The 11,569-nt window shown below is 73.1% G+C and carries 13 protein-coding genes; 6 read left to right on the forward strand and 7 right to left on the reverse strand.

The window, feature by feature from the left end; all coding sequences use genetic code 11:
- Positions 1 to 14 precede the first annotated feature (14 nt).
- A complete protein-coding gene (locus ACIBM5_RS07775; RefSeq protein ID WP_391584219.1) occupies positions 15 to 275 on the reverse strand; it encodes a DUF3099 domain-containing protein in 261 nt (86 codons plus the stop codon).
- Between the two features lie 179 nt (positions 276 to 454).
- Between ACIBM5_RS07775 and ACIBM5_RS07780 the strand changes: the two genes are divergently transcribed.
- Positions 455 to 829: a hypothetical protein gene (locus ACIBM5_RS07780; RefSeq protein WP_391584218.1), complete on the forward strand. Its 375-nt coding sequence runs from the start codon at positions 455 to 457 to the stop codon at positions 827 to 829.
- 229 nt (positions 830 to 1,058) lie between these two features.
- On the opposite strand, the gene ACIBM5_RS07785 is transcribed toward ACIBM5_RS07780, so the two are convergent.
- Complete coding sequence (locus ACIBM5_RS07785) at positions 1,059 to 1,904, reverse strand: bifunctional 5,10-methylenetetrahydrofolate dehydrogenase/5,10-methenyltetrahydrofolate cyclohydrolase (protein WP_396005936.1); 846 nt, start codon at positions 1,902 to 1,904, stop codon at positions 1,059 to 1,061.
- The gene (locus ACIBM5_RS07790) at positions 1,901 to 2,521 is read right to left on the reverse strand and encodes a cyclodeaminase/cyclohydrolase family protein (RefSeq protein WP_396005937.1); all 621 of its coding nucleotides are present in this window, start codon (positions 2,519 to 2,521) and stop codon (positions 1,901 to 1,903) included. Before ACIBM5_RS07790 ends, ACIBM5_RS07785 begins: the two co-directional genes overlap by 4 nt.
- Before the next feature lie 149 nt (positions 2,522 to 2,670).
- Here ACIBM5_RS07790 and ACIBM5_RS07795 point away from each other — a divergent pair, with 149 nt between their 5' ends.
- The gene (locus tag ACIBM5_RS07795) at positions 2,671 to 3,513 is read left to right on the forward strand and encodes an alpha/beta fold hydrolase (protein WP_396005938.1); all 843 of its coding nucleotides are present in this window, start codon (positions 2,671 to 2,673) and stop codon (positions 3,511 to 3,513) included.
- On the opposite strand, the gene ACIBM5_RS07800 is transcribed toward ACIBM5_RS07795, so the two are convergent.
- Both ACIBM5_RS07800 and ACIBM5_RS07805 read right to left on the reverse strand, forming a co-directional pair.
- Positions 3,486 to 4,328: a PP2C family protein-serine/threonine phosphatase gene (locus tag ACIBM5_RS07800; RefSeq protein WP_396005939.1), complete on the reverse strand. Its 843-nt coding sequence runs from the start codon at positions 4,326 to 4,328 to the stop codon at positions 3,486 to 3,488. The genes ACIBM5_RS07795 and ACIBM5_RS07800 overlap by 28 nt on opposite strands.
- 48 nt (positions 4,329 to 4,376) lie before the next feature.
- Positions 4,377 to 5,132 (reverse strand): metallophosphoesterase, encoded by a 756-nt coding sequence (locus ACIBM5_RS07805; protein ID WP_396005940.1) that lies wholly within the window; start codon positions 5,130 to 5,132, stop codon positions 4,377 to 4,379.
- 102 nt (positions 5,133 to 5,234) lie between these two features.
- Here ACIBM5_RS07805 and ACIBM5_RS07810 point away from each other — a divergent pair, with 102 nt between their 5' ends.
- The gene (locus tag ACIBM5_RS07810; RefSeq protein WP_396005941.1) at positions 5,235 to 6,647 is read left to right on the forward strand and encodes a PLP-dependent aminotransferase family protein; all 1,413 of its coding nucleotides are present in this window, start codon (positions 5,235 to 5,237) and stop codon (positions 6,645 to 6,647) included.
- A gap of 17 nt (positions 6,648 to 6,664) precedes the next feature.
- Here the strand turns inward: ACIBM5_RS07810 and ACIBM5_RS07815 are convergent, their stop codons facing one another.
- Positions 6,665 to 7,267 carry a dihydrofolate reductase family protein gene (locus ACIBM5_RS07815; protein ID WP_396005942.1) on the reverse strand — a complete coding sequence of 201 codons (603 nt, stop codon included), beginning with the start codon at positions 7,265 to 7,267 and terminating at the stop codon, positions 6,665 to 6,667.
- 213 nt (positions 7,268 to 7,480) lie between these two features.
- Here ACIBM5_RS07815 and ACIBM5_RS07820 point away from each other — a divergent pair, with 213 nt between their 5' ends.
- The 3 genes from ACIBM5_RS07820 (at position 7,481) to ACIBM5_RS07830 (ending at position 10,426) form a co-directional block, all read left to right on the forward strand.
- Positions 7,481 to 8,893 carry an oxygenase MpaB family protein gene (locus tag ACIBM5_RS07820; RefSeq protein WP_396005943.1) on the forward strand — a complete coding sequence of 471 codons (1,413 nt, stop codon included), beginning with the start codon at positions 7,481 to 7,483 and terminating at the stop codon, positions 8,891 to 8,893.
- Between the two features lie 14 nt (positions 8,894 to 8,907).
- Positions 8,908 to 9,174, forward strand: coding sequence for a hypothetical protein (locus ACIBM5_RS07825; protein ID WP_396005944.1), 267 nt, complete (start codon positions 8,908 to 8,910; stop codon positions 9,172 to 9,174).
- 436 nt (positions 9,175 to 9,610) lie between these two features.
- Positions 9,611 to 10,426 (forward strand): hypothetical protein, encoded by an 816-nt coding sequence (locus tag ACIBM5_RS07830; protein WP_396005945.1) that lies wholly within the window; start codon positions 9,611 to 9,613, stop codon positions 10,424 to 10,426.
- 258 nt (positions 10,427 to 10,684) lie between these two features.
- Here ACIBM5_RS07830 and ACIBM5_RS07835 read toward each other — a convergent pair whose 3' ends face one another.
- Positions 10,685 to 11,548, reverse strand: a complete 864-nt coding sequence (locus tag ACIBM5_RS07835; protein ID WP_396005946.1) for a pentapeptide repeat-containing protein — start codon at positions 11,546 to 11,548, stop codon at positions 10,685 to 10,687.
- Between the last annotated feature and the right edge of the window lie 21 nt (positions 11,549 to 11,569).

Genomic DNA, 11,569 nt, shown 5'->3' on the forward strand with positions numbered 1-11,569 from the left:
CGTGACCGCAGGGACTATTCGTCCCACCAGCGGTCGCCGCGCTCGCGACGGTTGGCCACGATCACCGCGAAGGGCGGGATCGCCATCGCGACGATGGTCATGCCCGCGGCGGCCGGGAACGACCAGCGGTAGACCACCGTGCCGGCGAGCAGGAACAGCAGCAGGCAGATGCCCATCATCACGAAGTAGCGCTTGCGTCGACGGCGCTGGGACGGAACCGGCCCGGACGGGGTGGCACCCCCTCCACCGGGGCCGCCCGGATCGTTGGTGCTCATCTGTTCACGGTACGTCTTCGGGCCGGCGAACGGGCCCGCGCGGAGGGCGCGGCCGGCCGGTCCCCGGGAGTTACCCCGAGATGACAATATTGGTATAGACCTTTCGGGTCGAACGGTGTTGACTGGCGCCCAGGCGGGACCGCGGGTCCGTGCCGATCGCCGGAAAGGAATCAGTCGCCATGACGACCGTCTCCCCTCCGTACGTCGGCGCGCCCGTCGCCTACCTGCGGTGTTATCCCCGTGACCCCTGGGAGATGGCCGCCCATCGCAACGCGTTGACCGCGTACGCGCAGGGCCTGGGGCTGAGCCGGCCGGTGGTGTGTCTGGACAACGGCGTCTCCTCGCGCGAGAAGCAGCCGGAGTTGGAGAACCTGCTGGCCAACGTGATTGCCGGCGTGGTGCGGACGGTGCTGATACCGGGTCCGTGGGTGTTCGCCCTCGATCCGGAACGGGCCCGGGCCACGGCCGAACGCCTGCGCGCCGCCGGCGCCGAGATCATCGACCTCCCGGGCCGCTGGCACGAACGAGACGGCCGCCGCATCGCCCGCTGGTGACCTTTCGACGCCCCGGGCCGACCCCGACCCGGGCCGACCCCGACCCGAACCGCAACGCACCCGGTGTCGATCCTCGAACCGGCGGCCTCGTGCCGCCTCGTGATGCCTCGTGCTGCCTCGTGCACAACGGGCGAGCCGAGCGTCGATCAGCCCGTCCGGCGTTCGACGACACCGGCCGCAGGCCGGGGTCATGGCCTCATGGCCCAGGCCCACGGCCCACGCCCACGACTCAGGGCGATGCCGCCGCGCGCACCGTGTGGCTCAGCAGCAGCGCCGTCGTCACCGGTCCCACGCCGCCCGGCACGGGGGTGAGCGCGCCGGCCACCGCTGCCACGGACGTCGCGTCCACGTCACCGACCAGGCCGCCGTCGGCGGTGGGGTTGGTGCCCACGTCGACCACGACCGCGCCGGGCGCGACGTGCGCGGCGGTGATCAGCCCGGGTCGGCCGACCGCGGCGACCAGCACGTCCGCCGTCGAGGTCAGGCCGGCCAGGTCCTTGGTCCGCGAGTGGCAGATGGTGACCGTGGCGTTGCGGTCCAGGAGCAGGTGCGCGGCGGGCTTGCCGACCACCGTCGAACGGCCGACCACCGCGACGTGCCGGCCGGCGAGTTCGATGCCGTGGTGATCCAGGATCGCCACCACCGCCTCGGCCGTGGCCGGAGCGAACGCGGGCAGTCCGGCGGCCAGTCGGCCGAGCGAGAGCGGGTTGGCGCCGTCCACGTCCTTGCCGAAGGCGATCGCGCCGGCCAGGTCCTCCAGGGACGCGCCGGCCGGCAGCGGGGTCTGCAGGATGATCCCGTGCACACCGTCGTCCGCGCCGAGCGCCTCCAACGTGCCGCGGATCGCCTGCACGGTCGCGTCCGCGCCCAGGTCGACCACGTCGCACGTGATGCCGACCTTCGCGGCGGCTCCGGCGATCGAACGCACGTACCACGCACTGGACTCGTCGGCCGTGGCCACCACGACCGCGAGGGTGACCGGGGATCCCGCCTCGGCGAGCAGCGCGGCCCGGGTGGCCGTCTCGGCGCGGATCGCGGCGGCGAGGTCCTTGCCGGAGAGCACGGTCGCGGTCATCGGACGATCTCCTTGCGCACGGCCGCGGTGATCTGATCGGCGCGCGTGGCGAGGCCGTCCACCCGCGTGGCCTGCGTGGTGAGTTCGGTGCGGGCCTGCTCGTCCCGGATCCCGCCGAGGTTGATCTCGATGTTCACCCGTGCGGTGGTCGCCGCCGCCCGCGCCGCCTCGGCCGCCGCCGCCACGTCGGTGATCACGTTGGGATTGCCGATCGGCAGCAGCTTTTCGGCCAGTTCGATGCACGCGGCGGCCACCACGAGCACCTCGGCCGGCGGCTTGGCCGCGCCGACCAGTGCGGCGGCGATCGTGGCCGAGCGCACGGCCTTGGCCTCCTCGGTGTCCCGGGGCAGCTTGTACGCCTCGGTCACCGCGGTGAACGCGGCCGCGTCCTCTTCGGCCAACCGCAGTGCCACCGCCCGCAGTTCGTTGGTGAGCGCGATCACCTCGGTGATCGAGGAGGCGTGCTCGGCGTACTTGTCGCCGGTGGTGTACCGGGCGACCATCCCCAGCAGCGCGGCCGCCTGTGCCGCGTGCAGCGCGGCGGCGGCCCCGCCCCCCGGCGCCGGTACCCGGTCGGCGAGGCGGTCCAGGTATTCGCTGATCTTCTCGTCGCGCATCGCGCTCGTCCTTCGCTCGGTGGGGGCTACCGCACGTTCGGAAATCCTCGCACGGAGCACCGCGAAGCCTGGAATCCGCCACCGGGAGGGAGTCGCGCGCCGGCCGAGAACCGGTCGTCCGGGTCGGGCAGGCCACTACAGTCGGCGGCATGACGCTTGCGCATGACGGGGACGGTGCCGGGCCGGTCGTGGTGTTGTTGCACTCGTCGGTCTGCGACCGGCGGATGTGGGATCCCCAATGGTCCGTGCTGGTCGACGCCGGGTACCGGGTCGTGCGGCCGGACCTGGCCGGCTTCGGACGCACGCCGCCCACCACCGACCCGCGGCGCGACGCGGACGACGTGCTCGACCTGCTCGACACGCTCGGGATCGCCCGCGCGACCCTGGTCGGCGCGTCCGACGGCGGCACCGTGGCGCTGGAACTCGCCGCCCGCCGACCCGATCGGGTCGACTCGCTCGTGTTGCTGTGCGCCGGCCGCCCGGGTCACACCCCGTCCCCGGCGCTGCGCGCGATCGAGGCCCGCGAGCGGGCACTCCTGGCGGCCGGCGACGTGGCCGGGGCGGTGGAGTTCGTGTTGGACACCCGGTTGGGGCCCTCGGCGGACGCGCTGACCCGCTATCAGGTGGGCGTGATGCAGCGCGACGTCTTCGACGGACGGCTCGCCGCCGACTCCCTGTCCGCCCCGAGCGTGCCCGACGTCGACGTCGACCCGTCCGCGATCACCGCGCCGTGCCTGGTCGTCTCCGGCGCGCACGACCTGGCGGACTTCCGCCGGATCGCCGCCGAGTTGTCCGAGTCGCTGCCGAACGCGCGGCACGTCGAACTGCCCTGGGCCGGGCACCTGCCCTCGGTCGAGCAACCGCGCGAGACGACCGCACTCCTGGTCGCCCACCTCGCGGAGCACCGGGTGCGTGGCGATGAACGGGCCGAGCCCGGTGCGAACGTGCGGGCGACGACGAGCGTTCAGGCCGGGGAGTTCTCCGCGGGGTGATCCGCGCGACGATCGACGCACAACACGATCGCGGTCGCGTTGTCCCGTCCGCCCGCCTCCAGGGTTGCCGCGAGCAGCCGGGGGACGATCGTGGTGGGCGCCTCGGGAGCGGCCAACAGGGCTCCGAGCGGGCGGTAGTCGACCTGTTCGGCGACGCCGTCGGTGCACAGCAGGTACACATCACCCGGCCGCAGGCTCACGTTCAGCACATCGGGCTCGGGACGACCGGGATGGCCGACGTAGCGGCTGAGTCGATAGCGCGCGGCGGCGGCCTGCGCCGAGTCGGCCGGGTACCAGCCGTACAACGCGCCCAGCCACGCCTCGGTGTGATCGACCGTCAGCAGGTCCAACTGCCCGGCCCGCAGCCGATATGCGCGCGAGTCGCCGATCTGGACCAGCCACGCGGCGGCCTCGTCGGAACCGGGCGGGACGTCGGGTTCGGCGAGCAGCGCGGTCAGCGTGCATCCGGTGAAGCCGGTCAGGCCCGCGGCCTCGGCCAGCACCAGGTCCTGGATGCCGGCCACGCTCGCGCGCAGCGCCGCCGGACCGGCCCCGGGTCCCTCGGTCGAGGCCCGGCGGATCGCGGTGGTGAACGCGCTCATCGTGATCCGCCCGGCCGCCGTGCTGCCGGGACCGTCGCCCATGCCGTCGGCGACCGCGGCCAGCCGCAGGTCCGACTCCAGGGCGAGCACGTCGAAGTTGGCCCGATACCTGTTGCCCACCACGGTGCCCGCCGCCGCGCGGACCCGCACCGGCCCCACCGCGAAGTCCGCCGCGACCGTGCTCCCCGTGTCCTGCCGGTGTCGTCCGAACATCGGCGCCCCCTTCGCTCCGTTGGCGTACCGCGGCACGCTATCGGGCGATCAGAGCACGGTGCGGAAGTGTGTGGTCAGTCGACCCCGGTCGTCGAGCACGTGGAACGCCAGCGCGGGCGGCAACTTCGCGTCGACGAACGGGGAGTCGTCGTCGGCCCGCTCCCACGGCAGGTTGATCGTGGACACCACGCCGGGTGCCACGATCAGCGGCTTGCCGGCGAACGTGGTGGCCGCCGGGGTGTGCGCGTGCCCGCACAGCAGACCCGCCACGTTGGGACGCCCGGCGACCACGTCGGCCAGCCGCTCGGCGCCGAACTGGCGGATCCGGTCGATCTCCGGGCTGCCCAACTCCACCGGCGGGTGGTGGAAGGCCACGAACACCGGTGTGGTGGACGGGGTTTCGTCCAGCACACCGGTCAACCAGGACAGCGTCTCGTCGGCCAGCAGGCCGTCCGCGCGGCCCGGAACGGACGAGTCGCACAGCGCGAACACCGCGCCGCCGGCCGTGCGGTGCACCCGGTTGATCGGCTCGTCCGTCGCGGGCTCGTCGAACAGTCCCACCCGGAACGGCCCGCGGACGTCGTGATTGCCGGGCAGGATCAGCACCGGATGCCGGGACTCCAGCAGGGCCCGCGCCTCGTCGTATTCGGCGGGCAGGCCGTTGTCCACGATGTCGCCGGTGACCAACACCGCGTCCAGGTCGTGGGGGAGCGCGTTCAGGTGGGCCATGGCCGCCCGGGTGCGCTCGGCCGCGTGCGGGCCGCCGTCGAGGTGGGTGTCACTGAGGTGCGCGAACACGATCATGCGGGAGTCCTTGCGGGAGGCGGATGCGGTGGTTCCGGTGTAGCGGGCCGCGATGAAGGCGACGCTACGCGGGCCACCGGACCATCGTTAAGATCCAGTGAAATGTTCGAGGACTGGTCCAGTTTCCCGGTCGACGCGATCGACCTGCACGTCGAGGTGGACACCGCGGAGGGTCGCCGCGTCGGCCTGGAGCGCGCGCTGCGGGCGGCGGTACGGGCCGGGCGGCTGGCGCCGGGTACGCCGCTGCCGTCCACGCGCGGGCTGGCCGCCGAGTTGGGCTTCGCCCGCGGGACGGTGACCGCCGCGTACGACCAACTGGTCGCCGAGGGGTACCTGATCGCGCGTCAGGGCGCCGCGACCCGCGTCGCGGACCTGCCCGAGCCGACCGCGCGGGACGCGGGGAAGGGTGCGTCCGCGCCAGCCGCGCCCCGATTCGATCTGCGACCCGGCATGCCGGACGTGTCCGCCTTCCCGACCTCGGCCTGGCTGCGGTCCACCCGCCGGGTGCTGACCACCGCGGCGCCGGCGGACGTGCACGGGGTGGGCGATCCGCAGGGTCGGCTGGAATTGCGCACCGCGCTGGCCGAACACCTCGGGCGTACCCGCGGGGTGCTGACCACGCCCGACCGCATCGTGATCACGTCCGGCTTCTACCAGTCGGCCGGCCTGCTCGCGAGCGTGCTGGCCGAGGCCGGGGTGCGCGCGGTGGGCATGGAGGACCCCGGGCACGACGTCTACCGCGACGTGATCCGCCGCGCCGGGCCGAGGGTGTTGCCGCTGCCGGTGGACGCCCAGGGTGCGCGGCTGCCCCGGCCGGTCGACCCGGCGATGGGCGCGGTCGTGCTCACCCCGGCGCACCAGTACCCGACCGGCGTGCCGCTGCGGCCCGCACGGCGGCACGAGATGTGCGCGTGGGCGCGGGCGAGCGGCGGGTTGATCGTGGAGGACGACTACGACGGCGAGTTCCGCTACGACCGGCAGCCGATCGGCGCGCTCCAGGGCATGGCCCCGGAGCACGTCGCCTACTGCGGATCGGTGTCCAAGACGCTCGGCCCGGGCCTGCGGCTGGCCTGGATGGCGCTGCCCGGGCATCTGGTCGAACCGGTGGTGCGGGCCAAGTTCCGAGCCGACTGGCACACCCAGGGGCTGGGCCAACTCGTCCTGGCCGACCTGATCGCCCGGCACGACTACGACCGGCACGTGCGCGCCGCGCGGCTGAGCTACCGCCGGCGGCGGGCCTACCTGGTGCGCCGGTTCGAGGCGGAACGGCGGGCGGGCGTACTGCGGTTGTGCGGCGTGCCGGCCGGGCTGCACGTGCTGATCACCTTCCCGGCGGGCGGGCCGGCCGAGGATCGGGTGCTGGCGCGCAGCGCGGAGCGCGGGATGGCCCTGCGCGGACTGCGCGAGTTGTGGCACGGGCCGGCCGCGGAACAGGGCGTGCTGGTGGGCTTCGCGGCGCCGCCGCCGCACGCGTGGGCGGCCACCGTCGAGGAGTTGGCGGCGGTGCTGCGCTGAGTCGCGGGCACACGCCCTCAGGTCGGGCGGACCACCCGGAAGTACAGGTGCGTGACCCGCCGGCCCTCGATCACCCGGGTCGCCGCCAACTCGACCGGGGTGTCGGCGAGATGGTCGAAGAAGCGGATGCCCGCGCCCAACAACACCGGTACCAGGTTGACCACGATCTCGTCGACCAGGCCCGCGTTCAGGCACTGGCGCACGATGTCCGCGCCGCCCACCCCCACCGACAGGTCGCCCGCCGCGGCCCGGGCCCCTGCGACCGCGTCCCGCACGCCGGTGGTGACGAATGTGAAGGGCGCATCCGGATGCGCGTCGACCCAGCCGTGGGGTATGTGGTGGGTCACCACGAACACCGGCACGCCGATCGGATGGCTGCCGCCCCACCCGTCGGTGCGGTCGAACAGCCGGCGTCCGGTCACGACCGCCCCCGTGTTGACGAACAGCTCGCGCAGGTGCCGGGCGCTGGCCTCCGAGGTGCGGAACGTCATCCCACCGCCCGGCGCGGGCGTCTCCACGTTCCCGTTCGAGTACCACCCGAACAAGTGCGCCACGTCGTCCGACGGGTCGGCGATGAACCCGTCCAGCGACATCGTCTTCTCGGCCCTCACGGTTGCCATCCGGCTGCCCTCCTCGGCGGTGGCCCGGCCGGCGCCGGCGGTACCGGCCGGAGCCTGCTCTTCCAGTCTCGGTGAGGTGGACCGGGACCGCGCCCGAAACACGTCGATGCGGCCCGCCCGCAGCCGGTGTCCGGCGGTTTTCCGGAACGGCCGCGGCGAATGGTGACCGATTGTATCGTCACGACTACCATCCGATCGGTGAAAGAGGCCCACATGTCGGACACTCCCCGAATGCCGGACGACCTCGAACGTTTCCCCGGCGCCGGGTCGCTCTCCTGGCGCTATCTGGGCCAATGGCGCCTGCTGACCACCATCGGTCGGGCGATCGTGCTGGAGACCGCGCATCCGGTGGTCGGCGCCGGTGTGGTGGAGTTCTCCACCTACCGGCGGCATCCGTGGCGCCGGGTCGAGCAGACCCTGCTCAGCCTCCAGCGACTGCTCTACCAGGACCGGGCGGACCGCGAGCGCGAGGCGGCCCGGCTGCGCCGGCTGCACGGACACATCAACGGCGTGGATCCGGACGGCCGGACGTACTCGGCGCTCGACCCCGAGGCGCAGGCGTGGGTGCACCTGACCGTGTTCGACGCGCTGGTGCTGATGTGCGAGCTCGGCGGTGATCCGCTCGACGACGAGCGGCAGGCCGAGCTGTACGCGGAATGGCTGCTGGTGGGGCTCCAGTTGGGGGTGCCGGCGAGTGAGATGCCGGGCACGGTGCCGGAGTTCCGGGTCTGGTTCGACGAGATCGTGCGCGAGAAGCTGGTGGCCGGACACGGCGTCGAGCAGCTCCTGGACGCGCTCGGTCGGCTGCCCGCGCCGGCGCAGTTGTCCTTCGTCCCGGAGGCGGTGTGGTCGGCCGGGTGCGCGGTGCTGGGTACCGCGATCCGCACCGCCGTGGCGACCACCCTGCCGCCCGACTATCGGGAGCGGCTCGGCGAGCGCGGCCGGGTCCCGTTCGGCGCCCGCACCGTGGTCTCGCTCGCGTGTCGGACCGCCGCGGTGGCGAGCGACCTGCTGCCGACGAAGTGGGTGTACATGCCGCTCGCGGCGACCTATATCGCGGCGAAGCGGGAGGCCGGGCGCGGGCTGCGCCGATTCGGTCCGCGCGATCGCTCGGGCGATCCGGCCACGCAACTCGCCGACCTGTTCGTGCGGATCCTGGACCAGACCGGCGACGGGGTGTTGTCCTGGCCCGATCTGGCCGCACTCGCCCGGGTGTTCAGCGATCGACTGGACCTGGCCGCGGTGGACGAGGAGGTCATGTACGCGGCCTTTCACGCGTGGTGGGACGAGTTGCGCGCGACGGTGGATGCGAATGGCGACGGCGTGGTCGACGCCGACGAGTACCGGGTGCTCGCCGAGGCCGCGCCGGGCGCCGCGATGGCCGCGCTGATGGTCCGGGTGGCCGCTGCGGTGGACCGGGACGGGGACGGCCGCATCGATCAGGCCGACTACGCGCGGCTGCTCGGTCCGGACAGTGTGGACACGCATCGGATCGGGTGGCTGCACGCGATGGACGCGGACGGCGACGGGGTGGTCACCGTAGAGGAGTTCGCCGAGGCGCTGCGGGAGAGCGTGCTGGGCCGGGCCCGTTCGGACACGCTCGAATACGTGCTCGGCCGGGCCTGAGCGTCCCGACCGAGGTGTGCCGGCGACCGGCGCGGCCCCGTGGCCGCGCCGCCCGCCGCGCGATCCAGCGCCCGGGCGGCCTCGGCTTCTTCGATTGCGACGCGGCGGACGCGGTGCGCATCGCCAACGACGTGATGACGTCCCGGATGCGCCGGTTCGAACACCTCGTGGAGCACGAACTGCCGCTGCTCTGCCAGGAATCGGCGCTCGACGACGAGGCCCGACACGAACTCGTCCGGTACGTCGAGACGTTGCGGAACCGGATGTCGGGAATCCGGTAGTGGCACGAACTGCCGGCGCTACGAGGAGGCGGATCTGCGCTGTTCCGGTGTCCCGGTGTTCGGTGTCGGGTATTTCGCGTCGGACGTGCGCCGCGCGTACGCCCGGCGGGCAAAGGTCACGCGGATGATTCATGCGATAACCGTGGGTGTCCCGCGCATGGAGGAAATCACCCCGTGGCTGATATCGTGAGCTACGAGGATAAGCCTGCGGCTTTGTTCGGGAAGCGCCTTTCTCATCCCCGCATTCCCGCCGGTCAGGCCGGTCGTCCTGTGGATCCGGGTCGAACGCCGGTGTTTTCCGGCCGCTTTTCGTGCCCGGCCTTCCGGTTGTGTCCGGTTCGTGTTCGAATTATGCACGGTGCCTTTCTGTTCGGTTCTCCGGTTCGACGTGCGGTTCGACTTGCGATTCGAGACATGTGACAGCAGGAGGCGGCTCATGAGCATTTCCGACGAGGAGCGAAGCGCGTTCACCGACTGCGATGCGCGCATCCTGTCGGCCGTGGGCGGCATCACCGATTCGGCATCCGAGGGCCACGCCTGGACCCGTTTCGCGGACGCGATGGGCCGGACGCTGTACACGTTCGACCGTGAGGGCCCGCCGGCCCCGGATCCGGGGCCGCCGGCCGACCGGTCGCCGGTCGCGGCCGCGATCGAACTGCGGGTACGGACCCGGGAGATCCACACCGCGGTGCTCGGGCTCGGGGAGGCGGTGCGACGCGCGTTCCTGGTGCTCGACGCGCTGCTCACGGGCGGCGCGTGGCAGCGGCGACCGGAGGCGCTGATCGCGCTGTCGCTGGCCGCCGGTCACGCACGCGGGCTGGACGACCGGCTCGTCCACCTGTCGAGTTCCATGTCCCCGCGGCCGACCGCGCTCGCCGCGGCGCTCGGGACGGCACTGTCGGACACCGGGCGCGCGCTGGACACGACCCAGGGTCTCCTGCGCGAGTTGTCCGAGCCCGACGGGTCGGCGCCACCCGCCGCGATCTCCGGCACGGCCGTGTTCGCGGCGGTCGCAGCGGCGGTCCGGCTCGCGACGTGCCTGGAGGACGACGTCCGGGCCGAGGCGGTCGACGCTTCGGGCGTGGACCTGTCCCGACTGGACCCGGTCGACCCGGCCCTGCTCGCCGGGGTGATCTGGTCCCGAACGACGGTGTGGCCGGCCTGTCTCGCGCCGGTCCTGCGGGGCCGGTCCAATCGGGTCGCGGCCGGGGTGTACCAGGTGCGGCGGGTGTACGACACGCGGGACGGGTGAGCCGCCCGAACCGACCGCGAACATCAGCGGTTCGGTCGGTGCTCACGAACTCCTCGGCAACGCCCGGCAGGGTCGGCGTCATGACCGACGGCGACGGCGACCGGACCGTCGACCGGGCGCGCGCGTGCCCGGGCCCACGACCGGTCCGCTGCCCAGCGGCCCGCCCCCGGCTCGGTAGCCGCGGCTGCGCGGGACGAGCCCCCGGGCCGACCGGGAAGACGCGGGCCGGCGGTCATGTCTCCCGGCTCCGAATCCGGGTCACGTGGTCCAGTGGGCGGGGCGGGTGAGGGCCGGCGGGAGGATGGTGCGGGAGTCGCCCTTGGCTGCGTCGAGTTGGGACTGGATCAGGTAGAGGGCGTCGGTGAGGTCCGCACCGCGCAGGTCCGCGTCGCGGAAGTCGGCGCCGATCACGTCGGCGAGCCGCAGGTCCGCACCGCGCAGGTCGGCGCCGATCAGGTAGGCCCCGCGCAGGTTCGCGCCGCGCAGGTCGGCCCCCTTGAGCCGGGCGCCGATCAGGTCCGCACCTCGGTGGTCCTTCTTCTTGCCCCCGATACCCGCCCGGACCAGCTCGCCGGCCCGCACCAGCAGCGGGTTGAGTTGTCGCCGCAGCGCTCCGATGTCGATCCGGAGCAGCTCGGCGGGCTCGCCGAGGGTGAGCCGCTCGGTGTCCGCGTAGGCGGCCCGCAGCTCGGCCCGGATCGGGCACGCCGCTGCCGGTGCCTGTGCCTCGTGCAGATACCGGAGCAGTTCGTGCAGGTCCCGCATGATCGGGAACACCCGGAACATCTGCTTCGCGGTGTGCGGCGCCCGACGCCAGTCCTGCCCCGCGTAGGTGACCTGGGCGACCTTTTGCCCCGCCCCGAAGCAGTCGTAGACCGTGCAGCCGGAGAAGCCGATGTCCCGCAGGCGGGTGTGCACGCCGCAGCCGAAGTCGTCCGAGCGCAGATTGGGGCAGGCGCGGCCGGCGGGCTTGTCGATGGCGAAATCCGCCGAGGCTGCGAAGGCGGGCGCGACACAGCACAGCGCGAAGCAGTTCGCGCAGTCGGCGCGGAGGCTCTCGGCTCGTTCGTCGACGAGGCCCGGGTCCCGGCCGGGTGCGGAGGATTCGCGCTGGTCGGACACGGTATGGGGACTCCTGCCGGA

The organism is Embleya sp. NPDC050493, assembly GCF_044458105.1.
GTDB lineage: Bacteria > Actinomycetota > Actinomycetes > Streptomycetales > Streptomycetaceae > Embleya.